Below are 23,920 nucleotides of genomic sequence, written 5' to 3' on the forward strand. Positions count from 1 at the left end.
ACGGTCAGGGCAGGTCGGGCAGCTTCCGGGTCCGCTCGTACTCGGCCACCTGGGCGATGCGCCGGGCGTGCCGCTCGTTGCCGGAGAACGGCGTGTCCAGGAACGCCTCGACGATGCCGGTCGCCTCGTCCAGGGTGTGCTGGCGGGCACCGATGGCCATCACGTTCGCGTCGTTGTGCTGGCGGGCCAGCTGGGCGGTCTCGACGCTCCAGGCCAACGCGGCGCGGACGCCAGCGACCTTGTTCGCCGCGATCTGCTCACCGTTGCCGGAGCCACCGATGACCACACCGAGGCCCGTCTCGTCGGCCACCACCTGGTCGCCGGTGTGCAGGCAGAACGTGGGGTAGTCGTCGTCCGGGTCGTAGCCGTGCGGGCCGACGTCGACCACGTCGTATCCCTGCATGGCCAGGTGGTTGGCCAGGTGCACCTTCAACTCGAAACCGGCGTGATCGGATCCCAGATAGACGCGCATACCGGGCAGTCTGTCAGGCCGCGCTCGGGGACGTCACAGGGGCGGCGTCCCCGAGCCGAGTTCGTCACACGGTGGTGGGGATGACGCTCACCGGGGCAGCTCGGCGACGACCAGCCCGCCGCGCGCCTTCGGGGTGAACCAGGTGCTCTTGCGGGGCATCTTCTCCCTGGCCAGGTTGACAGCGACGAAGTCCGCCACGGTCACCGGCGCGATCAGGATGGCCAACTCGGCCCGCCCGGCGTCGACCTCACCGGTGAGCCAGCTCGCCGGGTAGTCACCGCCGACGTAGGTGATCCGCTTGTCGCCCGGGTCCAGACCGAGAGTGTCGCGCAGCACCAGCCGCTCGACCAGGGCGTGGTCGAGGTTCTCCAGGCGGGCGGAGGCGGTGGCGGGCAGACGCACCGCGTACCCCTGGCCGTCGAGGCGCAGGTGCACGGTGCCGCCGGCAGCCGGGACCTCGACCGGGCCGTCGATCGGCTCGACCTCGGCACCCGCGGCCCGCAGCCGGTCGAGCAGCTCGGCCGGGGTGGTGGTCAGCTCGCTGATCAACCGGTTGTACGGCTGGATGGCCACCGACGCGGGGGTGGTGACCACGGCCAGGAAACGCGGCAGCCCTCCGGTCTGGGCGGCGAGGCTGCGGTGGTTGCCGTCCGCGACGACCAGGTCCCCGCCGCCGGCGAGAGCGGTCAGTGTGGTCTGCTCCGGGCCGGGGCCGAGCAGCCAGATGGCGTGCGTGCGCCCCGCCTGGTCGGTGTCCGTGGCGGCGGGCGCGCCGGCCGCGTCGGTCGCCGTCGCGAGCGCGGCGTGCAGCTCGTCGCCACGCCCGGTCTGCAGCAGGAGTACGGGTGAGAGCAGGTGGCCCAGCGCGTCGGCGAGCGCCACCCGCTCGCGCACCTTGGCGATGAAGACGTCCTCGTTGCGAATGACCAGGCCGGGCTCGTCCGCCCGGGTTGATATCTGATCGGTGTCCACCATCGCGAACAGCCCGTACGCCGGTTCCTCACCGGGTGCGCTGATCCGGTAGAGCACCACCACCTGCTCGGCGGGGGTGTAACTGCCGTCGGCCTTGGCCTCGGCGAGGCGGGCCACCGCGTCCGGCAGCGCGTCGAGGAACGATGTGCCCAGGCTCTGTGGGGCGCGGTGCGGCATCTCGATGCCGAGAGCACTGTGCGGGTTCGACTCGATGATCGCGGTGATCTCCGCGTCGTCGGCGAACTCGTCGTAGTTTTGCGCGCCGGTGCCGCCAGTGGTGACCCAGGCCCGGGAGATCGGATGCACGACCGTCATGCCCACTGACGCTACCGGCGACGGTGTCGCCGCCGACGGGGACCCGCGGGGCGTCCACCAGATGAAAGGGCCCGGGCGGTCAGCCGGCGCGGTCGGAGGTGCCCCGACGGTGCTTGCCCGCGCTCACCGGCCCACCGTTGCCGCGTCGACCGGTTCCGATCGGCCCGGCGTTCAGGGCGCGGCGGGGAGACGCGGGTGGCCCCGGCACGGGACGGTCCGGAGGTGGCGTGGGCACCGGCCGCGGGCTCAACGGCGGCGTCGGCACCGGGCGCGGCGGAGCTGGCGCCGGCGGCGGAGGCGCCGGCTCGGCGGGTGCGGCTCCCGACGGCACCAGCGCCGGCACGTCGGCCGGCACGGCGTCGACGGGCGACGGCAACGGATCTGTCGACGCGGGCGGAGTGAGCCGGGACGTCACCGGGACCCGTGCCACGCCCACCACGATGGGCGGCGCGAGCAGATCCACCAGGTGGGCGGGCAGGTCCGGGCGGACCGTCGGCCAGCGGGAGCCGTCAACGGACCAGTAATCCGCGTCAGTGCTCTCGATCACCCCCTGCCGGGTCAACTGATCGTCACCGGACGCTCGGTGCTTGGCCATCGGGATTTGCCTCCACGAACTGCGGCGCGCGGCCCTGCGGGTCGCTGCGGCGGACACCGAGGGAAACGACGCCCCCCGCCTCCCGGTGACGCCACGACCGTCGGCCAACCTCGGCACCCGACCGCAGACGCCCCCGTCCGCGCCGCAGACGCGGCACGGACGGGGGCGCGGTGGCCATCGCCTCAGTCGAAGATCGGGCCCTGCTCGCGGGTGCGCTTGAGCTCGTAGAAGCCCGGGGTACCGGCGACCAGCAGTACGCCGTCCCAGAGTCGGCCGGCGGCCTCCCCCTTCGGAGCCGGGGTGATCACCGGGCCGAAGAACGCGACAGGGGTGCCGTCCGGGCCGGGCGCGTGCACGACCGGGGTGCCCACGTCCTGCCCCACCGGGCGCATGCCCGCCTCGTGACTGGCCCGCAGGGCCTCGTCGTAGTCGGTGCTGTCGGCGGCAGCGGCCAGTGCCGGGTCGAGGCCCACCTCGGTGAGCGCGGCCACGTACAGCTCCGGGCCCCGCTCCTGCTTCTGCAGGTGGATCCGGGTGCCGAGCGCGGTGTAGAGCGGGCGCAGCACCTCATTGCCGTGCAGTTGCTCGGCGGCGATGCAGATGCGGACCGGGCCCCAGGCGGTCTTCAGGAACTCCTTGTACTCCTCCGGCAACTCCTCCCGGCCGTCGTTGAGAACGGCCAGGCTCATCACGTGGAAGCGGATGTCCACGTCCCGGACCTGCTCGACCTCCAGCAGCCAGCGGGAGGTGATCCAGGCCCACGGGCAGGCCGGGTCGAACCACATGTCGGCGGTGACACGCTCGGTCACGGTGAGATCCTTTCGCGACGGGTGGCGCCGGCAGCGGTCGGCGTCTCCGACGAATCTTCACCCCGCAGCACGTCGACCGGCACCCGAATGAGAGCGTGACCTCGGCCACCGCGGGCTGCCCGTACATGGAAGACTCGAAACGGGCCGGCCGTCACGAGCGGTAGGCGAACGGGCGCCGCCGGGCGTACGGCGACATGTGGGATGGAGACGAACAGTGCCGGGAGTGCGCAACCTGACGCAGGTCGAGGCGACCGAGCGGGCACGCCTGCTCAACGTGACGGGGTACGACATCAGTCTGGACCTGTCCAGTGCCGTGCTGGCGGCCGACGGCCGCACGTTCCGGTCGACGACCGAGGTCCGGTTCCGCTGCTCCGAACCGGGCGCGAGCACCTTCATCGAGTTGGCAGCCGATTCGGTGCGATCCGCGACGCTCAACGACACGCCTGTCGACCTCTCCGGCTGGTCCGCCGACAAGGGCCTGACCCTGTCGGGGTTGAGCAGCGACAACGTCCTCGTGGTCGACGCCGACTTCGGTTACTCCAACAGCGGCCAGGGTCTGCACCGGACTGTCGACCCGGTGGACGGCGAGACGTACCTCTACAGCCAGTTCGAGACCGCCGACGCGCAGCGGGTGTTCGCCTGCTTCGACCAGCCCGACCTGAAGAGCGTCTACACCTGGCACGTCACGGTGCCGGCGCACTGGCGGGCAGTGTCCAACATGCCGGTGCAGCGCGAGGAGTCGGCTGGTGAGGCGCTCAAGACGCTCCACTTCACCGAGTCGCCCCGGATGAGCACCTACATCACGGCGATGTGCGCCGGGCCGTACCACGAGGTGCGCGACGCCCACGACGGCATCGACCTGGGGGTCTTCTGCCGGGCCTCGATGGCGCGCTACCTGGACTCCGACGACCTGTTCCTGATCACCAAGCAGGGCTTCGACTTCTTCCACGAGAAGTTCGGCGTGCGCTACCCGCTGCCGAAGTACGACCAGCTGTGGGTGCCCGACTTCAACGCCGGCGCCATGGAGAACTTCGGCTGCGTGACGCACGCCGAGTCGCACTACCTGTTCCGCTCGCAGGTCACCGACTTCGAGTACGAGCAGCGGGCCAACACGATCCTGCACGAGCTGGCCCACATGTGGTTCGGTGACCTGGTCACCATGCGCTGGTGGAACGACCTGTGGCTGAACGAGTCGTTCGCCGAGTGGGCCAGCCACTGGTGCAACACCAACGCGACCCGGTTCACCGAGGCGTGGACGACGTTCCTGTCCATTCGGAAGAACTGGGGCTACCGGCAGGACCAGCTCTCGTCCACCCACCCGGTCTACACCGAGATGCCGGACATGGAGGCCGTGGAGGTCAACTTCGACGGCATCACCTACGCCAAGGGTGCGAGTGTGCTCAAGCAGCTCGTCGCGTACGTCGGTGAGGAGCCGTTCGTGGCGGGGCTGCGGGCCTACTTCGGCAAGCACGCCTGGGGCAACGCCACCTTCGACGACCTGCTCACCGAGCTGGAGGCCGCCTCCGGGCGGGAGCTGCGCAAGTTCGCCGCGCAGTGGTTGGAGACCGCGCAGGTGAACACCCTGCGGCCGGAGGTGACCATCGGGTCGGACGGCACGTACGAGCAGGTGCTGGTGCGGCAGGAGGCGCCGGCGGCGTACCCGACGCTGCGCACGCACCGGATCGGCGTGGGCCTGTACGACCTGACCGACGGGCGGCTGGTCCGTCGGGAACGGTACGAGGTGGACGTGACCGGCGAGCACACCGACGTCGCCCCGCTGCGAGGGGTCCGGGCCGCCGACGTGCTGCTGCTCAACGACGACGACCTCAGCTACACCAAGCTGCGCCTCGACGAGCGTTCGATGGCGACAGTGGTGCAGCACATCGGTGGTTTCGACTCGTCGCTGGCCCGCGCGCTCTGCTGGACCGCCGCGTGGGACATGATCCGCGACGCCGAGTTGTCCGCCCGCGACTACGTGGCGCTGACGCTGAGCGGGCTGCCCGCGGAGACCGACATCAACCTGGTGACGGCGACCCTGCGGCAGGCGACCACCGCGCTCACCCTGTACGCCGACCCGGCCTGGGCGCCGACCGGCTGGGCCGACCTGGCCCGTACCGCCCGCGACGCCCTCGCCGCCGCCGAGCCCGGCAGCGGGTTCCAGCTGGCCTGGGCGCGCGCGTTCAGCTCGGCGGTCCGCTCCGAGGACGACCTGGCGACGCTGCGCGGTTGGCTGGACGGCACCGGCGCGCCGGCCGGGCTGACCGTCGACACCGAGCTGCGCTGGTCGGTCCTCGCCGCGCTGGTGGCCAACGGTGCCGCCGGTGCCGCCGAGGTCGAGGCGGAGCTGAGTGGTGACCGCACGGCCAGCGGTGAGCGGGAGGCCGCGTACGCGCACGCGTTGATCCCGACGGCCGAGAACAAGGCCGCCGTGTGGGCCCTGCTCACCGGCCCGGACGCGCTGCCCAACTGGCGGCACCGGGCGCTGTTGCAGGGCTTCGCCCACCCGACGCAGGTGGAGCTTGTCGCGCCGTACCGGGAGCGTTACTTCGCGGCGGTCGGCCAGGTGTGGGCCACCCGGGACAGCGAGCCGGCCCAGGAGTTCGCCCAGTTGGCGTACCCGACCTACCTGGTGGACGACGACACGGTGGCGGCCACCGACACGTGGTTGGCCGGTGACGGGCACCCGGCGCCGCTGCGTCGGCTGGTGGCCGAGGGCCGCGACGGTGTGGTGCGGGCGCTGAAGGCCCGCGCGAAGGACACCGAACAGAGCTGACCAGGCAGTAACCGGCCCGTGCCGGCGTGGGTGCGAGCCGACGCCGACACGGGCCGTTATGGTTGCGGAAGGAGGTGAACGTGATGGCACAGCCGACCTACGAGTGGCGGCCCCCGGAGCGGGGCTGGCGCGAGCAGGACCTGTCCGACCTACCTGCCGACGGTAACCGCTACGAGATCATCGACGGGAGCCTGCACGTGACCCCTCCAGCCGGTCCGGAGCACCATGAGCTGGCCGACGAGATTCGGATGGCGATTCGCCAGGCGGCTCCCACCGGTTGGCGCGCGATCCGGGAGATCGGGGTGCAGGTCCCCGGCGGGAATCTCATCCCCGACCTGACGGTGTTGCGACCAGGCGCACCCCGCGGGCGGATGTGGGCCGAACCGGTGAACATCGCGCTCGTCCTGGAAGTCGAGTCGACGGGGAGTCGTCGCCACGATCGCTTCACCAAACCCGCCCTCTACGCTGAGGCAGGCATCCCGCACTACTGGCGGGTGGAACGGGGCGACTTCGGCCCGGTGATCTACCGCTACCGCCTCGGCAAGGGGGACCACTACGAGCTGCTGGGCACCATCGGTCCGGACGACGCGGTGACCTTGGACGAGCCATGGCCAATGAGGTTGGACCCGAGCGCCTGGCCGCGCTGAGACACCCCGGAACACTGAAGCCCGGCCCGCTTTTCAGCGGGCCGGGCTTTCTCGCGTGTGGGGTCAGCCCTTGCCGGCGTGGCTGGCGAGCTGGTCGAGGCCGTTGATGATGCCGCCGGCCAGGTCACCGCCGCTGAACGCGCCGACCATGGACAGCGCGGCCAGCTTCGCGTACGTGTCGGGGATGCGCTTGCGGGCGTACCGCCCGGTGATGACCTCCAGCTGACGCTGGTTCGGTGACACGGCGATCAGCACCGACTTGTCGGGCTCGGCGAGCTGACGGTGCAGCCGCTGGGCGTGTTCGCGGACCGGCTCGTCCAGACCACCGACGAAGACCGAGAAGACCAGGCCGGTGCCCTTGTCGGCCAGGCGCAACGCCTCGTCGATGCGCAGCAGCTGGCGGGTCGAGAACGGCCCGTCGAGCACCTCGGGCGGATTTTCCGACCCGGTCTGCTTCTCACCAACGGTCACTTGCGCCTCCGGTTCCACCGGCCGGCGCCTCGACGCTGGCCTGCTCGAGCTTGTGGCTGGTGAGCGCGGGCGCCTGCGCCCCCGCCGTCAGCGCGGTGCCGGCCGAGTCGGCCAGCTGCTCCGGGCGGCCCAGGAACCAGACCGGAGTGAAGTCGAAGGGCCGGCCCGGACGGTAGCGCTTGGCGCCACCGCCACCGCCGGTGGCACCCCCGCGGCTACCTGCGTACGACAGGCCGGCGATGACCAGCACCGCGGCCAACGGGATGCCGACGAAGACCAGCAACGTCTCGGTAACAGACAATCCCAACGCCCCCAGGCGGAAGAAGGACGACAGTGAACAACCTTGTCGGATGGACGCTCATGCTGCCGACCGCCCGACTCCGTCGCCATTCACGTTAGCGGAGTCGACGGCTCGCCAGATTGCGGGGTGCCGATCCCATCCGTCACTCGAGTTCTCCAGTTGCGCAGCGGTAGCGATAAGCCGCGCGTCGTCGCCGTACCGGCCGGTGAGCAGCACCCCGACGGGCAGGCCGTCGGTGGTGGTGCCCAGCGGCAGGGAGACGGAGGGATCGCCTGTGACGTTGAAGATGGCGCAGTAGGGCGAGAATCGGCGTTGCCTGTCGAAGTCGGCGGCCGGGTCCGCGTCGGCGGTGAACCAGCCGACGGGCGCCTGCGGGGTGGCCAGTGTGGGACAGAGGAGCAGATCGCAGCCGGCGGTGCGGCGGGTGCCGAGGCGGACCTGGGCCTGCAACTCACCGAGGGTGGCGGAGAGGGTGGCGGCGGAGAGTTCGGCGCCCCGGGCCCGGAGCAGCCGGGTCAACGGCAGCAACTCCGCCTCCCGCTGCGGCGGCACCGGGGACAGCGCCAACACGTACCAGAGGATCTCGAACAGCGGCCACGCCGCCGGCCCGAGCGGCGGCGGCACGTCGACCACCTCGTGCCCGGCCGCCGTGAGCAGCGCGGCGGCCCGGTCCACGGCGGCCACGCAGTCGGGGTGCACCGGTTCGTCGGCGAGCATCGGCGTGGTGAATCGGCCGATCCGCAGCGGGCCGGGCTCGGCCCGGCGCGCGACGGCCAGGTAGCCGCCGGTCGGCGCCGGCGGCGGCAGGTAGGGCTCGCCGGGCACCGGGACGGCCAGGACGTCGAGCAGCGCGGCGACGTCGGTGACAGTCCGCCCGAGGGGGCCGCTGATGGGCAGGCCGAACGCGCCGGAGCCGATCGGCCCGCCGGAGACGAGGCCCCGGCTGGGCTTGTAACCGACCAGGCCGCAGAGCGACGCCGGGATGCGCAGCGACCCACCGCCGTCGGACCCCTGGGCGACCGGGACCAGCCCCGCCGCGACGGCCGCCGCCGCACCTCCGCTGGACCCGCCCGCCGTGTACGCCAGTTGCCACGGGTTGCGGGCCGGCGGCGCGACCCGGCCCTCCGAGTAGAGCGAGCAGCCCAGCTCGGAGGTGGTCGTCTTGCCGAGGCTGACCAGACCGGCGGCCTTGATGAACCGGACCACGTCCGCGTCGACAGGCGGGACGAAGTCGAGGAAGGCGGCCGAACCGAAGGTGGTGCGGACCCCGGCGGTGAGGGTCAGGTCCTTGATCGCGGTCGGCACGCCGTGCAGCGGGCCCCGCTTGTCGGTCGGCACCGCGTCGGCGGCCCGTGCGGCCTGCCGGGCGAGGTCCGGTGTGACGGTGACGAACGCGCCGACGGTGTCGCCGAGCGCCGCCACCCGGCGTAGGGAGTGCTCGACCAGGTCGACGCTGGACAGCTCGCCGCGGCTCATCGCGGCGGCCTGCTCCAACGCGGTCAGGTCGTGCGGCTCGGCCATGCCCCCATCCTGCCCGCTGGGAGGGGCTGTCGACGGGCCGACACGGCGTCCGAACGTCAGTCCAGCGTGCCCGCCGGCGCCACCCATTCACTGCGAGGCCCACCGATGTCACTGATCAGGTCGAAATCCCGGTCGTAGTGCAGGACGGTAGCGGAATATTCGGCGGCGGCCGCAGCGACCAGGACGTCGACCGGGCTGGCCGCCCGATGGTGGCCGCGAGCTGTCAGCGCCAGTTGCAGGTCACGGGCCCGGGTGGCGACGGCCGGGGTGATCGGAAGTTCGATCATCACCTCTGCCCGACGTGCGCGTATCGTCATGGCGTCCCGGAAGTCGCGGGCACTCCGCCCGTCCTCAAGGTCGAGTGGCACGCAGGTCGCGGCGAGCCCTTCCGCGAGGATCGTCCTGATTCGTTTGCCGGCGATCGGCTGACGAAGGCGACTCCAGGCTGACGTGTCGATGAGGTACAGCCCGGCCGGTGGCGTCACGCCGCGTCCTGCTCGCCCCGCGGAATCTTGTCGTCCTCGACCAGACCGGCCCAGTCCCGGTCAATGGACATGAGCTCTCGGATCGCCTCCATCCGCTCGCTGCGCTCGGCGACGAGCCGCAGCGCGGCATGGATCGTGTCCTTCTTGCTCTTGGTGCCGAGCTCGAGACGGGCCCGGTCGAGCAGCTCATCGTCAAGATCGATAACGGTCTTCATGGATGGAGTATATCCACGAGCACATTCTTTATATACCCGACTCGCCGAGAAAGCGCAGCGCGTTGCGGGAGAGAAGCTTCTGGCGTTGGGCGTCGGTGAGGAAGTCGGCAGCGTGGACCACCGCGCCGGCCGGCCGTTCGCCGAGCGGGTACGGGTAGTCGCTGCCGACCAGCACCCGGTCCTCGCCCAGCGTGTCGACGAGCAGCCGCAGCGCGGGTGGCGCGAAGACCACCGAGTCGACGCTGAACCGGTCGAGGTAGCTGCTGGGCGGGCCGGCGGACGCGCCCCGGACCAGGTCGCCCCGGCGGTGCCAGGCGTTGTCGGCGCGGCCGAGCCAGAACGGGAAGCTGCCTCCACCGTGCGCGAAGCAGATCCGCAGCGACTCGGGCACCCGGTCGAAGACACCACCGAGGATCATCGCCAGCACCGAGAGGTGCGTCTCGGCGGGCATCCCGGTGAGCCATCGGGCCATCCAGCGGTCCAGTCGCGGCCCTCCCGGCATGTCCCACGGGTGCACGAAGACGGGGGCGCCCACGTCGGCACAGTGCTGAAGGAAGGTGACCACACCGGCGTCGTCCAGGTCCCGGTCACCGACGTGGTTTCCGATCTCCACGCCCACGTGCCCGTTGGCGAGGCTGCGATCCAACTCGGCGCAGGCCGCGTCCGGGTCCTGGAGTGGCACCTGGCAGAACGGCACCAGTCGGTCGCCGCCGGCCGCGGTGACCTCGAGGGTCAGGTCGTTGAAGATCCGGGCGACCTTCACCGCCTGGTCGGCCGGGCGGTCGTAGCTGAAGAAGACGGGCGTGGGCGAGACCACCTGAACGGCCACGCCGTCGGCGTCCATGTCGGCCAGTCGCCGCGACGCGTCCCAGCACTCGGCGCCGACCGGGCGGAACTCCGTCTCCCCCACCATGATCATGGCGGCGCGCTCGGAGTCGACCCGCAACCACGGCCAACCGGAACCGCCGCACGCCGCGCCGAGGTCAGGCCAACCCTTGGGTACGACGTGCGTGTGCACGTCGACGACGCCTGCCGGCATCAGCCCTTGCCCGGGTGCACTGTGCCGCAGTTGGCGCAGGTGCGGGCCTGCTCATCCTCGTAGAACGCCGTGAACACCGGGGGCAGGTCGGCGGCGATGTCGCGGACCTGCAACTCCACCTCGTGCACCTTGTTGCCGCACTCCGGGCAGTACCACTGGAACGTCTCCAGGGTGCCCTCCTCGCGGACCCGCTCGACGACCATGCCGATCGAGCCGGCCTCCGGCCGCTGCGGCGAGTGCGGGGTGTTGCGCGGCAACATCCACATCTGCCCCTCGCGCACGTGCACCGTACGCGGCCCCTCCGGGGTGACCAGGTTGATGTGCATGTTGCCCTTGACCTGGTAGAAGAACTCCTCGTACGGGTCCACGTGGAAGTCGGTGCGCTGGTTGGGCCCGCCCACCACCATCACGATGAAGTCGTCCCCGCCGGGGAACATCTCCCTGTTGCCCACCGGGGGCTTCAACAGGTGCTGGTTGTCGGCGATCCAGCCCGGAAAGCTGAACGGCTCGGCGATCTCACTCACGACTGACCTCCCGAGGGAAGAAGGGCCACGGCCTGGATTTCGATGAGCAGGTGCGGGTGCGGCAACTGGTGCACCGCCACCGTCGTACGGGTCGGCCCGGAGGCGTCGAAGAACTCGGCCCACACCTCGTTGTAACCACCGAAGTCGTTCATGTTGACCAGATACGAGGTCACCTGCACGAGGTCGCCGAGGTCCGCGCCGACCGACCGCAGCAGGTCCCGCACGTTCTCGATGACGGCCCGCGTCTGCACCCGGATGTCGAGGTTCGTGGTGCCGAGTTCGTCGACGGACACGCCGGCGAAGGTGTTGTCCGGGCGTCGCGACGACGTACCGGAGACGAAGACGAACCCGCCGGCGACCTTGACGTGCGGGAAGGCCCCCCGTGGGACGGCCTTTCCGGCCACCACCCGGGCGGTCACGACGACGCCCGGAGCGAGGCCGTGCCGAGCTTCTCGACAACGGCACGGACATGGGCACCGGGACGTAGCGGAACGGCTGCCGTCGCGGCGCCGGCCAGGAAGACCCACCCCGACTCCAGCCGCACCCCGTGCCGGCCGGCCAGCCGGATGCCCTCGTCGAGCGCCCGGCGCGGGTCACCCAGGATCGCCGCCGTCGAGCCCACCTGCGCCACCCGCCCGTCGACCTCCAGCAGCACACCCAGGTTGTCCAGACCCGCGGGCACCGGCGACCACGGACCGATCACGAAGGCTGCCGCCGACGTGTTGTCAGCGATCACGTCCGGCAGCGAGAAGCGGAAGTCCGCGTACCGCGAGTCGATCAACTCGATGGCCGGGGCGACCGCGCGGACCGCCGTGGCGAAGTCGCCGACCGGCTCGCCCGGCTCGGGCAGCCGGTCCAGCAGGAACGCCACCTCCGGCTCGACCCGGGGATGGATGTACGCGGCCGGATCCACGGCACCGCCGTCGGGCACCCGCATCGCGTCGGTGAGCCGCCCCCAGATCACCTCGTCCACGCCGACCTGGGCCATCTTCGCCCTGCTGGTCAGCCCCATCTTCAAACCGACCAACCGCTCACCGGCGTCCAGCCGGCGTTGCAGCAGCGCGGCCTGCACGTCGTACGCGCTGTCCACGTCCAGGCCGGTCTCGGCGGCGAGTTGCGGGATCGCGGTGGCCGTGCCGGCAGCCGCGCCCAACTTCTCGGCGATCCCGACGATGTCTACGCCGATCATGAGTGCTGCTCCTTGTCGGCCAGGTCGAGTGCCACGTCCACGATCATGTCCTCCTGGCCGCCCACCATCCGGCGGCGGCCCAGCTCGACCAGGATCGACCGGACATCCACGCCGTACTTCGTGGAGGCCCGCTCGGCGTGCCGCAGGAAGCTGGAGTACACCCCGGCGTACCCCAGGGAGAGGGTCTCCCGGTCCACCTGGACCGGCCGGTCCTGCAACGGGCGGACGATGTCGTCGGCGGCGTCCATGAGCGCGAACACGTCGCAGCCGTGCTTCCAGCCGTGCAGCTCGGCGACCGCGACGAAGACCTCCAGCGGGGCGTTGCCGGCGCCCGCGCCCATGCCGGCGAGGGACGCGTCGACGCGGACCGTCCGGCCGTGCGCCGCATCGGGGCCGACCGGGGCGGACCCGGTGACCCGGCCGTGCTCGACGGCGAGCACGCTGTTGGCCACCCCGAGCGACAGGTTGTGGTGCGCGTGGATGCCGATCTGCGTCTCCGGGTCGAGAACCTGCCGGTACGCGTCGACCCGCTGCGCCACGTCGGACATCAGCAACCGCCCGCCGGAGTCGGTGACGTAGACGCAGTGCGCGCCGTACGACTCCATGAGCTTGGCCTGCCCGGCGAGCCCGGCCGCATCGAACATGTGCGACATCATCAGGAACCCGGCCACGTCCATGCCGTTCTCCCGCGCCCAGGAGATGTGCTGGGCGGAGATGTCCGCCTCCGTGCAGTGGGTGGCGATCCGAACGCTCGTCACCCCGAGCGCCTTCGCGGCCTTCAGGTCGGCGATGGTGCCGATGCCCGGCAGCAGCAGGGTGGTCAGTTTCGCGGTGGTCAGCACCTCGGCCGCCGCCGAGATCCACTCCGCGTCGCTCGCGGCGCCGTGGCCGTAGTTGACGCTGGAGCCGGCGAGGCCGTCCCCGTGCGCCACCTCGATGGCGGCCACCCCGGCGGCGTCCAGCGCCGCGGCGATGGTGCGCACCTGGTCGACCGTGTACTGGTGGGCGACGGCGTGCATGCCGTCGCGCAGTGTCACGTCCTGGATGTACAGGTCGGTCATGGCGCGGCCACCTCCGAAGAACGCCTCGCGATCAGCCGCTCCGCCGTGCGCAGCGCGGCCGAGGTCATGATGTCCAGGTTCCCGGCGTACGCGGGCAGGTAGTGCCCGGCCCCGGAGACCTCCAGGAACACCGACACCTGAAGGGCGGTGAGCCGCCGGCCGAACGTCGGCAGGTACGCCTCGACCCGGTCGAACTGGACGTCCTGCTTCAGCCGGTAACCGGGGACGTACTCCTGCACGGTCGCCACCATCTCCGCGACGGAGGCGGCGATCGCGGCGGTGTCGGCGTCGACGTCCGGGCAGAGGCAGTAGACGGTGTCGCGCATCAGCAGCGGCGGGTCCGCCGGGTTCAGCACGATGATCGCCTTGCCCCGCTCGGCACCGCCCACCACCTCGATGGCGCGGGCAGTGGTCTCGGTGAACTCGTCGATGTTGGCCCGGGTGCCCGGTCCGGCGGACTTCGACGCGATCGACGCGACGATCTCCCCGTACGCCACCGGGGTGACCCGGCGCACCGCGGCGACGATCGGCACTGTGGCCTGCCCGCCGCAGGTGACCATGTTGACGTTCGGCTCGTGCAGGTGCTCGTCGAGGTTCACCGGCGGCACCACGTACGGGCCGAGCGCCGCCGGGGTGAGGTCGACCACAGTCCGACCGTGGGCACGCAACACCTCGTCGTGGCGCTGGTGCGCGCCGGCCGAGGTGGCGTCGAACACCAGCTCGACCTCGGCGAACTCGGGTAGCGCGACGAGCCCGTCCACGCCGTCCGCGGTGGTGGCCACGCCGAGCCGGCGAGCACGCGCCAGGCCGTCGGAGGCCGGGTCGATCCCCGCCATCGCCACCATCCGCAGGCTGTCACTCAGCCGCAACACCTTGATCATCAGGTCGGTCCCGATGTTCCCGGAACCAAGCACCGCCACTCCGACGCTCATGCCGACACTCCGCTTCGCTCCGTGCCACCCTCAGCGCTGACAAGCCTGCGCCGATGGTTTGCTCGCTGACGCTCGCTCACGCGGAAACCTCCTTGCTGAAGCAGGTGCGCACCGAACCGAGCCCGGAGATCCGGGCCTCGTACGCGGCACCCGGGGTGACCGGCACCATCGGGCCGAGTGCCCCGGAGAGCACCACGTCCCCGGCGCGAAGCGGGTCACCGGCGCGGGCCAGGGTGTCGGCCAGCCAGTGCAGGGCGTGCAACGGGTTGCCCAGGCAGGCGGCGCCGGCACCCACCGAGACCGGCTCGCCGGCGTGCTCCAGCACCATCCCGCACAGGCGCAGGTCGACGTCGGCCAGCCGGCGCGGCGTGGTGCCGAGCACGAAGAGCCCACTGGAGGCGTTGTCGGCGACGGTGTCCACTATGGAGATGTCCCAGGCGGCGATCCGGGAGTCGACGATCTCGATCGCCGGCAGCACGTGGTCGACGGCGCGGATCAGGTCGACAGTGGTGAGCTGCGGGTTCGGGAGATCCTTGTCGAGCACGAAGGCGATCTCCGCCTCGACCCGGGGCTGGAGCAACCGGTCGATGGGCACCTCGACCCCGTCACCGACAGCCATGGCGTCGGTCAGCATGCCGAAGTCCGGCTGGAACACCCCGAAGGTCTCCTGCACGGCCCGGGAGGTCAACCCGATCTTCGCGCCGACCCGGCGTTCGCCACGGCCCTGCCAGGCCCGCGCCTGGAGCTGCTGCACCTGGTACGCGGCATCGACGTCGCCCTCGGGCAGCAGCCGGCCCCGAAGTGGCGCGCACGGCTTGCCGGTGCTGCGGGCGTCGGCCAACTCCCGGTTGGCGGCCTCGATGTCAGCTTCCATGCCTGCTCCCTCGCTACGGCTCACGACAGGTCCACGCAGACGTTCGTGAGTTCGGAGTAGAAGTTCAGCGAGTGCACGCCGCCCTCGCGACCGATCCCGGACGCCTTCACCCCGCCGAACGGGGTGCGCAGGTCACGCAGGAACCAGGTGTTGACCCAGACGATGCCGGCGTCGAGCCGGGCGCCGGCCCGGTGCGCGACTCCCACGTCCCGGGTCCAGACTGTCGCCGCCAGGCCGTACTCGGTGCCGTTGGCGAGGGCGTACGCCTCGTCCTCGGTGTCGAATGGCGCGACGTGCACCACCGGGCCGAAGATCTCCTCCCGGTTGGTGCGGGCGTCCGGGCCGAGCCCGGTGAGCACCGTCGGCTGCACGTACGACCCGCCGTCGCGGATGTCGCCGAAGGTGGGCGTGCCGCCACCGGTGAGCACCTCGGCCCCCTCGGAGCGGGCCAGCTCGTACGCGCCGAGCACCTTCGCCCGGTGCTGGTGGGAGATCAGCGGCATCGTGGCGGTGGCCTCGTCGGTCGGCCACCCGAAGGCCAGGTCGCCGGCCCGCTTCGCCAGTCGGGCGGTGAACTCCTCGAAGACCGGGCGCTGCACGTAGATGCGCTCGGTGCAGAGGCACACCTGCCCACCGTTCGTGAAGCTGGACCGCACCGAACCCGCCACCGCGGCGTCCAGGTCGGCGTCGGCGAAGACCAGGCCGGCGTTCTTGCCGCCGAGTTCGAAGCTCACCGCCTTCACCCCGTCGGCGGCGGCCCGCATGATCGCGCCGCCGGTGGCCGACTCGCCGGTGAAGGTGATCGCGTCGACGCCCGGGTGCCGGGTGAGGAACTCGCCCGCCGAGTCCGGTCCGAAGCCGTGCACCAGGTTGAACACCCCGGCCGGTACGCCAGCAGCAGCCATCACCTCGGCGAGCACCGTCGCCGAGGCAGGCGTCTCCTCGCTGGGCTTGACCACCACCGCGTTGCCGCAGGCCAGCGCCGGTGCCACCTTCCAGGTGAGCAGCAGCAGCGGCAGGTTCCACGGCACGATGACAGCGACCACGCCGACCGGCTTGCGCAGCGCGTAGTTGAGCGCCCGGCCGCCGGTCGGTGTGACAGTGGTGAACGACTCGGTGGGGGCTGTCGCCACGATCTCCGCGAACGCCCGGAAGTTCGCCGCGCCGCGGGGGATGTCCAGCGTGCGGGCCTGGGCGATGGACTTGCCGGTGTCGGCGACCTCGGCGGTGACCAGGTCGTCGAAGCGCCGCTCCAACTCGTCGGCGACGCGGCGCAGCACCCCGGCGCGCTCGCGCTCCCCCATCCGGCCCCACGGCCCCCGCAACGCCGCCCGGGCGGCGGCCACCGCGTCATCCACAGTGGAACGCGATGCCTCGTCCACCTCGAAGACCTGCTCCCCGGTGACCGGGCTCGACTTGGCGAACGTCTTCCCGCCGTCGACGAACTCGCCGGCGACGAAGTTGCGCAACCGCTGCGGGCCACCCGGCGCGTGGCCGGCCATCAGGTGTGGATCCCAGTTGCCGGTCATCCGCGCCTCCCTCGGCTCACGGCCGCACCTAGCGCGCCGACCAGCAGCAGCGCGGCCCCGCCGACGACCGCCCCGAGCACCCGGTGCTGTCGACGCACCCGGCGGCGGACCTCCGCGTACGGGGTGGTGGAGAACGACACCAGCTCGTACTGGGAAACGTACCGGCCGGGCAGAGCCCGTTCCAGTGCGTGCTCCACCCGTCGACGGGTCTGGAAGACCGGGGAAGCGACCTTGTCCCGCATCTCCACGAAGTTGGTCAGCGCCATCGTCGCGATGGCCTCGGCGTTCTCCTGTCGACGCCGCTGGAACAGCGGCAGCGCCGCCAACCAGTCGTCGGCGCACTCGTCCAGGCAGCGGTCCAGCTCCACCACGTCCTCGAAGGCGCAGTTGGCGCCCTGGCCGTAGAACGGCACGATGGCGTGCGCCGCGTCGCCGAGCAGGCCGACCTTCCCGTCGACCTGCCAGGGGGTGCAGCGCACGGTGCCGAGCACTCCCACCGGGTTGTGCTGGTAGTCGTCGACCAGGTTCGGCGCCAACGGGATGACGTCCGGGTAGTGCTGGGCGAAGTGCTCCTCGATCGCCGTCGGGTTGTCCAGGGCCGCGAAGCTGCCGGCACCGTCGTTGGGCCAGAACAGCGTGCAGGTGAAGGAGCGGTCCGGGTTCGGCAACGCGATCATCATCGACGTGCCGCGCGGCCAGATGTGCAGCGCGTCCGGGTCCAGGGCGAAGTCCCCGCCCAACGGCGGAATCGTCAGCTCCTTGTAGCCGTAGTCGAGGAAGTCGACGCTCTCGTTGAGCAGCCCGTACGCCAGCAGTTGCGCGCGCACCGCGGAGCCGGCGCCGTCGGCACCCAGCACTACCGACGCCTTCGCCGCGACCGGGCCCTGTGGGGTGTCGAAGCTCAGGGCGCCGTCGGTGGGGTCGAGCCCGACCAGCCGGTGGTCGAAGACGACCCGCACCCCCGGCAGCGCGGCGGCCTCGTCCAGCAGGGCGTTGTTCAGCGCGCCCCGGCTGATCGAGTTGATCGCCCGGTCGCCGGCCGCGCTGTACGACTGGAACTGCTGCTCGCCGTCGACCGGGTGGATCATCCGGCCGCGCATCGGCAGGGCGTCGGTCATCACCTGCTCGGCCAACCCGATCCGGCGCAACGCGTCCAGGCCGCGCTCGGAGAGCGCCAGGTTGATCGAGCGACCGCGCTCGGCGGTGCCGGCGCGGGGGTCGGAGCGGCGCTCGTAGAGGGCCACCGGATAGCCACGCCGGGCCAGGAAGCAGGCCGCCAGGCAGCCGGCCAGCCCGGCACCGATGATCGCGATCTCGTCGCGCTGCGCGGTCATGCGGACTCCTGCCCGACGGTCGCCGCCAACGCGGCAGCCGCCCGCCAGCAGTCGAGGTACGTGGAGTACAGCGGCACCGGGGCGAAGCGGACGACGTCCGGTTCGCGGGCGTCGGCGATGACGCCGTGTTCGTACCGTAGGCGTTTGGTCAGCTCGGCGGCGCTGCCGGAGCCGATCCGCACGGAGAGCTGGCAGCCCCGGCGGGCCGGGTCGCGCGGGGTGACCACCCGCAGCGGCCGGCCGACTGTCACCTCGTCGAACAGCGACTCCAGCCACCCGGTGAGGCGCTGGCTGCGGGCGCGCAGCGCGGCCATCCCCACCGCGTCGAACAGCTCCAGCGACGTACGCACCGGGCCCATCGCGAAGATCGGCGGGTTGGAGATCTGCCAGGCCTCCACAGTGGCGGGTGGCCGGGACACCGGCGTCATCTCGAACCGGGTGGCCGCCGCCGTGCTCCACCACCCCTCGAACCGGGGCACTGTCTCGTCGCCGAGGTGCCGCTCGTGCACGAAGACGCCAGCCAGGGCACCCGGGCCGGAGTTCAGGTACTTGTAGGAGCACCACGCGGCGAAGTCGACGTCCCAGTCGTGCAGGGCCAACGGCACGTTGCCGACCGCGTGAGCCAGGTCCCAGCCGACGACCGCGCCGGCGGCCCGGCCGGCGGCCGTGATCGCCGGGATGTCCAGCAGCTCACCGGTGAGGTAGTTGACCCCGCCGAGCAGCAGCAGCGCCACCCGGTCGCCCTCGGCGGCCAGGTAGTCGGTCACGTCCTCGGTGCGCAGGGCGTCCTCACCGGCACGCGGACGCAGCCGGACCACTGCGTCGTCCGGGTCCAGGCCGTGGAACCGGGCCTGGCTGCGCACCGCGTAACTGTCCGACGGGAACGCGGCGTCCTCGATGACGATGCGGGTGCGCGCACCGGCCGGGCGGTAGAAACTCACCATCAACAGGTGCAGGTTGACGGTGAGCGAGTTCATCACCACGGCCTCCGTGGGCCGGGCGCCGACCAGTCGCGCGGCCGGCCCGGTCAACAACTCGTGGTACGGCAGCCAGGCGCGCTCGGCCTCCAGGTGCCCCTCCACGCCGAGCCGCCCCCACGCGTCCAGGTCGGCGAGGAGTTCGTCGCGGGTGGCCCGAGGTTGCAGGCCGAGCGAGTTGCCGGCCAGGTACGCCGACTCGCTGTGGTCACCGCCGTCGGCGGGCGGCACGTGGAACAGGTGCCGGTGACCGGGGTCGGCCTCGTCGCGGCGATGTGCTTCGGCCTCGCCGCTGGCGAGGGGATGTGCTTCGTTTTCTGGGGTGTGCATGTCTCGCTCTCCGGTCACATCGCGGTGCGGGCCGACCACAGCTCCGGGAAGACCACCCGGGACATGCTGCGCTGCAACCACGCCAGGCCGGCGGAGCCTCCGCTGCCGACCTTGGCGCCCATCGTCCGCTGCACCGCCTTGACGTGGTTCCAGCGCCAGTCGCCGAACTCCTCGGCGACTGCGCTCAGCGCCTCGCCGAGGAGCCGCAGGTGGTTGTCCGGGTGGGCGTCGTCGTAGATCCGCACCCAGGCCGCCTCGACCAACGGGTGCGGGTCGTGTTCGACGGCGACGTCCCGGCCGAGCAGGTCGGCCGGAAGGTCGAAGCCGCGCCGGGCGAGCAGCGCGAGCACATCGTCCCAGAGGCTCGGGGTCGCCAGTGCGGCGCTCAGCTCGGCGTGCACCTCGGCCTGCCGGCGGAACGGGCGGATCAGCGTCGGGTCACGCAGCCCGAGCAGGAACTCCAACTGCCGGTACATCGCCGACTGAAAGCCGGATGCCTCGCCGAGCAGATTGCGGAACCGGTTGAAGTCGGCCGGGCTCATCCAGCGCAGGCCCTGCCAGGCGGCGTTGAGCCCCTCCAGGTGCAGCTTGGCCCGGCCCAGCGGCGCCAGCGCCTCCCAGACCTGGTCGGTGTGGACCAGCCGCTGGGCCTCCCGCAGCTCATGGCAGGTCAGCCCGAAGTACAGCTCCATGATCTGGCTGACCATCAGGAAGGACATCTCGCCCGGGTCGCTGCTGAGCGGGTGCTGCATCTTGTGCAGGGCGCTGGCCTGCACGTACGCGTCGTACGGCACCATGTCGGCGAACTCCAGGGTCGGCTCGCCACCGGTGCGCGCCGCCTGCGCCGCACGCTCCCCGGGGGTCACCGGTTGCACCACGGCACGGCGGTTCGGCGCCCGCCGCTGCGTCTGATCCACCATCTCGTCTCCCTCCCCCGGACTAGCCGACGTCATGATCTCGCGGTCAGATCGGCCTGCGGAATGCCGAATCAACGGCTCTCACCGCCTTCTCCTGGCAAACCAAAGGCAACTAGGCGAAGTCGGTTCACGAAAGTAAGGTCTGAGCGTGGACGACATGGACTGGGCGCTGCTGCGCGAGTTGCAGGCCGACGCGCGGCTCTCCTTCAGCGAGTTGTCCCGGCGGGTGCACCTGTCCCCACCGTCGGTCGCGGAGCGGGTCCGCCGGCTGGAGGAGGCCGGGATCGTCACCGGCTACCACGCCCACGTCGACCTGAGCCGCGCCGGCCGTACCGTTGTCGCGCTGATCCGGATGTCCTGCTACGGCGCGCGCTGCATCCTGCACGACCCGACGGTGGCCGACTGGCCGGAGATCCTGGAGATCCACCGGATCACCGGGGACGCGTGCAGCGTGCTGAAGGTCGCGGCCGGCTCGATCGGCGCGTTCGAGGGGGTCATCGACCGGCTCGCCCCGTACGGCCAACCGTCGAGCACGATGGTCCTCTCCTCCCCGCTGAACTGGCACCCGATCACCCCCCTCCCCGCCACCGGTCCCGTCCCCCGCCCCCGCTGACCACGTCCACCCTGCGGGTTTGCCCCCGCGCCAGCGGGAAAGCAGCGCGCGAGCCCAGGGGAGGGTTCCGGCGGTCGTCGCCGGTTGGGGGGAAATCATGCAGGCAGTCCGCACGATCAACCGCGCGTTCTCGTCCGCACTGACACTTGTGGGGCTGGTCGGGGCGTTCGTCCTGTTGTCGGTCGCACCGGCGCGGGCGGGCGAGAACGTCTTCGTCGAGGTGACACCGAACAGCGTGCAGGCCGGCAGCCGGGTCAGCATCAAGGCGAGCTGCGACAACGACAACAACAACCGGCAGTCGAACGTGCACTCGGACGCGTTCGGGCACGTGATGCTCAAGCCGGACAAGGGCTTCCTGACCGGCCAGGTGACCGTTCCGGGGGACAAGGCCGCCGGTAACTACCCGGTCGACCTGCGCTGCGAGAACGGCCAGACGTCGTCCACCACGTTGACGGTGCTGAACATGGCCTCACCGAGCAAGGGGCCGGCGACCGGTGGCGGTGGAATGGCCGGCGGTCGCGGCACCGGCTCGCTGCTGGTGTTCGGCGGCGTGGCGTTGGTGGCCACCGCGGTCGTGCTCGGGATGGCCGGCGGCCGACGTCGAACGGGAGCCGGCTCCTGAGCCGGATCACCCATGAGCCGCAGATCCGCGCGTGCGCGGCCGGATCGCCGCGCCCACCTTCGGGCCGGCCCGGCGCTGCGCGCGTCCGCCCGGCTGGTGGCCCGCGCCTCGCGGCGACTGCGCCGGGTGGCTGGCCAGGCCGGGTCGGCGAGCGTCACCACCACCGATCCGGCCGCCCGCCCGCTGCCACCGAGGCGCCCGGCCGGGCCGGGGTCGACCCGACACCGATTCGCCACGAGCCCCGGGTTGCCGGTGCTGGCCATCGCCGCGTTGATGGTGCTGATCGTGGCGATGCTCGGCGTCGAGCAGGTGACCGGGATGAGAGTGCTGCCGGACCGGCTGAGCGCCGGCCTGCGACCACCGCCGAAGAAGTTCCCGGTGCTGCCGGCCAGCCACCCGACAAGCCTCGCCATCGACAAGATCGACGTGCGGGCACCAGTCCACGACGTGGGCATCGCCCCGGATGGCACGATCGCCGTGCCGGACGCGGCCCGCGCCCAGGAGGCCGGCTGGTACGACCAGGGGCCCACCCCCGGCCAGTACGGCCCGGCCGTGATCGTCGGGCACGTCGACACCACGAGCGGACCGGCGGTCTTCCACAAGCTCCGTGAGCTGCGCGCCGGTGACGAGATCGAGGTCACCCGCACCGACCAGCGCGTGGCGGTCTTCGAGGTCAACTCGGTGGAGAAGTTCGACAAGGGCCGGCTGCCGGTGGACGAGGTGTACGGCGACTTCAGCCGCCCGAGCCTCCGACTGATCACCTGTGGTGGTCAGTGGGTCGGCGGCGAGACCGGCTACGCGGACAACGTGGTGGTCTTCGCCTCGCTGGTCAAGGCCCGTGCAGGGTGAGGCGGACAGACCGGAAGTAGGGGTCAGTTCTGGCCTGGGCTCGCCACCGGGAACCCTGCGGCCTTGGCAGCGTCGAGCAGCCGTCGGTCGTAACTGACGAATGCGACAAGTGTCGTTCCGGACTCGTTCGTCAGCACCTGGGCCGTGGCAAGGTGGATGGCGTCGAGGCTGCGTAGCATCGGTTCGGCGAACGCCGCTGCTGTCGCGCGGACAGTGCTGTCGATCTCCAGGCGGAAGAGGCGTCCGACGGCGGCCGGAACTCCGATCAACGCTTGCGGGGCTGATCGGCGCAATGCTCGGGGAACCTCGACCTCGACAAGGGCGGAGGAGGCCAGCGGGACCTCCCCGTGACTGTTGAGCCACGAGACGAGGTCGGCACTGCATTCCTCCTGCCGAACCAGCTTGACGACGGCGGCGGAGTCGAGATAGATCACCAGCGCTCCTCGTCCCGCATCTTGGCGAGCGTGGAGGCGACGTCCACATCCTCAGCACCGAGGGTGGGCGGTAGCGGGACAGGACCACCGCCGGTTGGAGCGACTGCCCGCCCCGCCGCCACGAGCTTGGCAAGCACCGACCTGTCGTCGTCGACAGGGACGAGTCGGGCGACAGGGCGCCCGCGATAGGTGATCTCGACCGTCTCGCCACCACTGACCCGAGCCAGGACCTGACTCGTGTTCTGGTTCAGCTCTCGGACCCCGATACGCTCCACGGACAAAGTGTAGAACTAAATGTTCTACACTGCGAGCGCATTCGCCTCGCGTCGAGAAGATGGTGCCAGTGGGTCGGCGGCGAGACCGGCTACGCGGACAACGTGGTGGTCTTCGCCTCGCTGGTCAAGGCCCGTGCCGGTGGTTGACAGGCGTCGACGTACTCGGCGAGCCGGGCGGCACCGGTGAGCATCGCCCGCCCTCGCTCGGTGAGGCGTTGCCGCCACTGGCCCAGCGAGGCGGCGAGCGGTTCGGCACCGCCGGCGTCGCGCACACGACGCAGCAAGCCGGCGATGTGGTCGAGCCGGTACCCACCGCGGCGCAGCAGGTGGGCGAGTTCGGCGTCACGAACGTCGTCGGGCAGATAGAGCCGGTAGTGGGTCACCGGGTCACGGACCGGCAGTAGGACCCCGGCCCGCTCCCACTTGCGCAGCGTGGCCGGCCGCAGAGCGAGCCGGTGCGCCAGCACGCTGATCGGGACGGCCTGGTGGAGCTGCGGTTGCGGGCTCGTCCCGGTGAGCGTCGCCACCGCCGCCTCGACCGCGTCCAGGGTTTCCCGATCGCGCTGGAGCAGGGCATGCCCCTGGTCGATGGTGCGCAACGCCGTGTCGATCTCGCCCCGGTTGACGGCCCGCATGATCTCGCCGCTGGCCGCGTGGCCGTGGCCGGCGATCAACGCGAGGTAGGCACGCAGGGCCGTCACGTGCAGTTCGGAGAAGCGCCGGTAGCCGGTCGCGCTGCGCTGGGCCGGAGGCAGGACGCCGTCGCGCTCGTAGTTGCGGACCGCCTGCGCGGAGAGGCCGTGGGCGCGCGCGAGATCCACCGGTCGGCGTACACCCAGGTTTGA

The 23,920-nt window shown here is 71.4% G+C and carries 28 protein-coding genes; 5 read left to right on the forward strand and 23 right to left on the reverse strand.

Translation table 11 applies throughout. From position 1 onward, the window contains the following. Positions 1-4 precede the first annotated feature (4 nt). The 4 genes from ABZ406_RS04530 to ABZ406_RS04545 all read right to left on the reverse strand — a co-directional run bounded on the left by ABZ406_RS04530 (position 5) and on the right by ABZ406_RS04545 (position 3,163). Positions 5-472: a ribose-5-phosphate isomerase gene (locus ABZ406_RS04530; protein WP_357755949.1), complete on the reverse strand. Its 468-nt coding sequence runs from the start codon at positions 470-472 to the stop codon at positions 5-7. A gap of 87 nt (positions 473-559) precedes the next feature. Then, on the reverse strand, positions 560-1,759 hold the full coding sequence (locus tag ABZ406_RS04535) for a DUF1015 family protein (protein WP_357755950.1): 1,200 nt from the start codon (positions 1,757-1,759) through the stop codon (positions 560-562). A gap of 79 nt (positions 1,760-1,838) precedes the next feature. After that, positions 1,839-2,354 carry a hypothetical protein gene (locus tag ABZ406_RS04540; protein ID WP_357755951.1) on the reverse strand — a complete coding sequence of 172 codons (516 nt, stop codon included), beginning with the start codon at positions 2,352-2,354 and terminating at the stop codon, positions 1,839-1,841. A gap of 182 nt (positions 2,355-2,536) precedes the next feature. Further along, on the reverse strand, positions 2,537-3,163 hold the full coding sequence (locus ABZ406_RS04545; protein ID WP_357755952.1) for a DsbA family protein: 627 nt from the start codon (positions 3,161-3,163) through the stop codon (positions 2,537-2,539). Between the two features lie 223 nt (positions 3,164-3,386). Between ABZ406_RS04545 and pepN the strand changes: the two genes are divergently transcribed. Together pepN and ABZ406_RS04555 are read left to right on the forward strand one after the other, a co-directional pair. Next, positions 3,387-5,936: an aminopeptidase N gene (pepN, locus tag ABZ406_RS04550; RefSeq protein WP_357755953.1), complete on the forward strand. Its 2,550-nt coding sequence runs from the start codon at positions 3,387-3,389 to the stop codon at positions 5,934-5,936. A gap of 83 nt (positions 5,937-6,019) precedes the next feature. Further along, positions 6,020-6,583 carry a Uma2 family endonuclease gene (locus tag ABZ406_RS04555; RefSeq protein WP_357755954.1) on the forward strand — a complete coding sequence of 188 codons (564 nt, stop codon included), beginning with the start codon at positions 6,020-6,022 and terminating at the stop codon, positions 6,581-6,583. 63 nt (positions 6,584-6,646) lie between these two features. On the opposite strand, the gene ABZ406_RS04560 is transcribed toward ABZ406_RS04555, so the two are convergent. The 16 genes from ABZ406_RS04560 to ABZ406_RS04635 form a co-directional block, all read right to left on the reverse strand. Next, positions 6,647-7,054, reverse strand: a complete 408-nt coding sequence (locus ABZ406_RS04560) for a DUF5130 family protein (protein ID WP_357755955.1) — start codon at positions 7,052-7,054, stop codon at positions 6,647-6,649. Next, complete coding sequence (locus ABZ406_RS04565; RefSeq protein WP_112584149.1) at positions 7,041-7,337, reverse strand: hypothetical protein; 297 nt, start codon at positions 7,335-7,337, stop codon at positions 7,041-7,043. Before ABZ406_RS04565 ends, ABZ406_RS04560 begins: the two co-directional genes overlap by 14 nt. Positions 7,338-7,412: 75 nt before the next feature. Further along, positions 7,413-8,876 carry an amidase gene (locus tag ABZ406_RS04570; protein ID WP_357755956.1) on the reverse strand — a complete coding sequence of 488 codons (1,464 nt, stop codon included), beginning with the start codon at positions 8,874-8,876 and terminating at the stop codon, positions 7,413-7,415. A gap of 56 nt (positions 8,877-8,932) precedes the next feature. Continuing rightward, positions 8,933-9,361, reverse strand: a complete 429-nt coding sequence (locus tag ABZ406_RS04575; RefSeq protein WP_357755957.1) for a PIN domain-containing protein — start codon at positions 9,359-9,361, stop codon at positions 8,933-8,935. Continuing rightward, positions 9,358-9,576, reverse strand: coding sequence for a type II toxin-antitoxin system VapB family antitoxin (locus tag ABZ406_RS04580; RefSeq protein WP_357755958.1), 219 nt, complete (start codon positions 9,574-9,576; stop codon positions 9,358-9,360). Before ABZ406_RS04580 ends, ABZ406_RS04575 begins: the two co-directional genes overlap by 4 nt. Before the next feature lie 28 nt (positions 9,577-9,604). After that, positions 9,605-10,615 carry an amidohydrolase family protein gene (locus ABZ406_RS04585; protein ID WP_357755959.1) on the reverse strand — a complete coding sequence of 337 codons (1,011 nt, stop codon included), beginning with the start codon at positions 10,613-10,615 and terminating at the stop codon, positions 9,605-9,607. Further along, positions 10,615-11,139 carry a 3-hydroxyanthranilate 3,4-dioxygenase gene (locus ABZ406_RS04590; protein WP_357755960.1) on the reverse strand — a complete coding sequence of 175 codons (525 nt, stop codon included), beginning with the start codon at positions 11,137-11,139 and terminating at the stop codon, positions 10,615-10,617. Before ABZ406_RS04590 ends, ABZ406_RS04585 begins: the two co-directional genes overlap by 1 nt. Further along, the gene (locus ABZ406_RS04595) at positions 11,136-11,558 is read right to left on the reverse strand and encodes a RidA family protein (protein WP_357755961.1); all 423 of its coding nucleotides are present in this window, start codon (positions 11,556-11,558) and stop codon (positions 11,136-11,138) included. The genes ABZ406_RS04590 and ABZ406_RS04595 overlap by 4 nt, the downstream gene beginning before the upstream one ends. Next, entirely contained in the window at positions 11,555-12,328 is a 774-nt protein-coding gene (locus ABZ406_RS04600; RefSeq protein WP_357755962.1) for a fumarylacetoacetate hydrolase family protein, read from the reverse strand. Before ABZ406_RS04600 ends, ABZ406_RS04595 begins: the two co-directional genes overlap by 4 nt. Then, positions 12,325-13,389, reverse strand: a complete 1,065-nt coding sequence (dmpG, locus tag ABZ406_RS04605; RefSeq protein ID WP_357755963.1) for a 4-hydroxy-2-oxovalerate aldolase — start codon at positions 13,387-13,389, stop codon at positions 12,325-12,327. The genes ABZ406_RS04600 and dmpG overlap by 4 nt, the downstream gene beginning before the upstream one ends. Continuing rightward, positions 13,386-14,321, reverse strand: a complete 936-nt coding sequence (locus tag ABZ406_RS04610) for an acetaldehyde dehydrogenase (acetylating) (RefSeq protein WP_357755964.1) — start codon at positions 14,319-14,321, stop codon at positions 13,386-13,388. The genes dmpG and ABZ406_RS04610 overlap by 4 nt, the downstream gene beginning before the upstream one ends. A 76-nt stretch (positions 14,322-14,397) precedes the next feature. Then, positions 14,398-15,195, reverse strand: coding sequence for a fumarylacetoacetate hydrolase family protein (locus tag ABZ406_RS04615; RefSeq protein ID WP_357755965.1), 798 nt, complete (start codon positions 15,193-15,195; stop codon positions 14,398-14,400). A 20-nt stretch (positions 15,196-15,215) separates the two neighbouring features. Continuing rightward, on the reverse strand, positions 15,216-16,697 hold the full coding sequence (locus ABZ406_RS04620) for a 2-hydroxymuconic semialdehyde dehydrogenase (protein ID WP_357756288.1): 1,482 nt from the start codon (positions 16,695-16,697) through the stop codon (positions 15,216-15,218). 23 nt (positions 16,698-16,720) lie between these two features. Further along, a complete protein-coding gene (locus ABZ406_RS04625) occupies positions 16,721-18,058 on the reverse strand; it encodes an NAD(P)/FAD-dependent oxidoreductase (RefSeq protein ID WP_357755966.1) in 1,338 nt (445 codons plus the stop codon). Further along, positions 18,055-19,365 (reverse strand): kynureninase, encoded by a 1,311-nt coding sequence (gene kynU / locus ABZ406_RS04630; protein ID WP_357755967.1) that lies wholly within the window; start codon positions 19,363-19,365, stop codon positions 18,055-18,057. Before kynU ends, ABZ406_RS04625 begins: the two co-directional genes overlap by 4 nt. Before the next feature lie 14 nt (positions 19,366-19,379). Next, positions 19,380-20,282 carry a tryptophan 2,3-dioxygenase family protein gene (locus tag ABZ406_RS04635; RefSeq protein ID WP_357756290.1) on the reverse strand — a complete coding sequence of 301 codons (903 nt, stop codon included), beginning with the start codon at positions 20,280-20,282 and terminating at the stop codon, positions 19,380-19,382. A gap of 148 nt (positions 20,283-20,430) precedes the next feature. Here ABZ406_RS04635 and ABZ406_RS04640 point away from each other — a divergent pair, with 148 nt between their 5' ends. The 3 genes from ABZ406_RS04640 to ABZ406_RS04650 all read left to right on the forward strand — a co-directional run bounded on the left by ABZ406_RS04640 (position 20,431) and on the right by ABZ406_RS04650 (position 22,366). Continuing rightward, positions 20,431-20,895 carry an Lrp/AsnC family transcriptional regulator gene (locus ABZ406_RS04640; protein WP_357755968.1) on the forward strand — a complete coding sequence of 155 codons (465 nt, stop codon included), beginning with the start codon at positions 20,431-20,433 and terminating at the stop codon, positions 20,893-20,895. A gap of 97 nt (positions 20,896-20,992) precedes the next feature. Next, positions 20,993-21,517 carry a hypothetical protein gene (locus ABZ406_RS04645; protein ID WP_357755969.1) on the forward strand — a complete coding sequence of 175 codons (525 nt, stop codon included), beginning with the start codon at positions 20,993-20,995 and terminating at the stop codon, positions 21,515-21,517. A 75-nt stretch (positions 21,518-21,592) separates the two neighbouring features. After that, positions 21,593-22,366 (forward strand): class F sortase, encoded by a 774-nt coding sequence (locus ABZ406_RS04650; RefSeq protein WP_357756292.1) that lies wholly within the window; start codon positions 21,593-21,595, stop codon positions 22,364-22,366. A 23-nt stretch (positions 22,367-22,389) separates the two neighbouring features. Here ABZ406_RS04650 and ABZ406_RS04655 read toward each other — a convergent pair whose 3' ends face one another. The 3 genes from ABZ406_RS04655 to ABZ406_RS04665 all read right to left on the reverse strand — a co-directional run bounded on the left by ABZ406_RS04655 (position 22,390) and on the right by ABZ406_RS04665 (position 23,896). Further along, positions 22,390-22,800, reverse strand: a complete 411-nt coding sequence (locus ABZ406_RS04655; protein ID WP_357755970.1) for a type II toxin-antitoxin system VapC family toxin — start codon at positions 22,798-22,800, stop codon at positions 22,390-22,392. Continuing rightward, positions 22,797-23,075: a type II toxin-antitoxin system prevent-host-death family antitoxin gene (locus tag ABZ406_RS04660; protein ID WP_357755971.1), complete on the reverse strand. Its 279-nt coding sequence runs from the start codon at positions 23,073-23,075 to the stop codon at positions 22,797-22,799. The genes ABZ406_RS04655 and ABZ406_RS04660 overlap by 4 nt, the downstream gene beginning before the upstream one ends. A gap of 89 nt (positions 23,076-23,164) precedes the next feature. Continuing rightward, positions 23,165-23,896, reverse strand: coding sequence for a TioE family transcriptional regulator (locus ABZ406_RS04665; RefSeq protein ID WP_357755972.1), 732 nt, complete (start codon positions 23,894-23,896; stop codon positions 23,165-23,167). Between the last annotated feature and the right edge of the window lie 24 nt (positions 23,897-23,920).

Source organism: Micromonospora sp. NPDC005710 (assembly GCF_040630995.1).
GTDB lineage: Bacteria > Actinomycetota > Actinomycetes > Mycobacteriales > Micromonosporaceae > Micromonospora.

What these genes read in the sequence shown, in the direction of transcription:
- ABZ406_RS04535 (WP_357755950.1), bottom strand. Translation starts at nt 1,759, where the DNA reads ATGACGGTCGTGCATCCGATCTCCCGGGCCTGGGTCACCACTGGCGGC.
- ABZ406_RS04600 (WP_357755962.1), bottom strand. Translation starts at nt 12,328, where the DNA reads ATGATCGGCGTAGACATCGTCGGGATCGCCGAGAAGTTGGGCGCGGCT.
- ABZ406_RS04615 (WP_357755965.1), bottom strand. Translation starts at nt 15,195, where the DNA reads ATGGAAGCTGACATCGAGGCCGCCAACCGGGAGTTGGCCGACGCCCGC.
- ABZ406_RS04645 (WP_357755969.1), top strand. Translation starts at nt 20,993, where the DNA reads ATGCAGGCAGTCCGCACGATCAACCGCGCGTTCTCGTCCGCACTGACA.
- ABZ406_RS04555 (WP_357755954.1), top strand. Translation starts at nt 6,020, where the DNA reads ATGGCACAGCCGACCTACGAGTGGCGGCCCCCGGAGCGGGGCTGGCGC.
- ABZ406_RS04580 (WP_357755958.1), bottom strand. Translation starts at nt 9,576, where the DNA reads ATGAAGACCGTTATCGATCTTGACGATGAGCTGCTCGACCGGGCCCGT.
- ABZ406_RS04570 (WP_357755956.1), bottom strand. Translation starts at nt 8,876, where the DNA reads ATGGCCGAGCCGCACGACCTGACCGCGTTGGAGCAGGCCGCCGCGATG.
- kynU (WP_357755967.1), bottom strand. Translation starts at nt 19,365, where the DNA reads ATGCACACCCCAGAAAACGAAGCACATCCCCTCGCCAGCGGCGAGGCC.
- ABZ406_RS04620 (WP_357756288.1), bottom strand. Translation starts at nt 16,697, where the DNA reads ATGGCCGGCCACGCGCCGGGTGGCCCGCAGCGGTTGCGCAACTTCGTC.
- ABZ406_RS04530 (WP_357755949.1), bottom strand. Translation starts at nt 472, where the DNA reads ATGCGCGTCTATCTGGGATCCGATCACGCCGGTTTCGAGTTGAAGGTG.
- ABZ406_RS04540 (WP_357755951.1), bottom strand. Translation starts at nt 2,354, where the DNA reads ATGGCCAAGCACCGAGCGTCCGGTGACGATCAGTTGACCCGGCAGGGG.
- ABZ406_RS04585 (WP_357755959.1), bottom strand. Translation starts at nt 10,615, where the DNA reads ATGCCGGCAGGCGTCGTCGACGTGCACACGCACGTCGTACCCAAGGGT.
- ABZ406_RS04610 (WP_357755964.1), bottom strand. Translation starts at nt 14,321, where the DNA reads ATGAGCGTCGGAGTGGCGGTGCTTGGTTCCGGGAACATCGGGACCGAC.
- dmpG (WP_357755963.1), bottom strand. Translation starts at nt 13,389, where the DNA reads ATGACCGACCTGTACATCCAGGACGTGACACTGCGCGACGGCATGCAC.
- ABZ406_RS04625 (WP_357755966.1), bottom strand. Translation starts at nt 18,058, where the DNA reads ATGACCGCGCAGCGCGACGAGATCGCGATCATCGGTGCCGGGCTGGCC.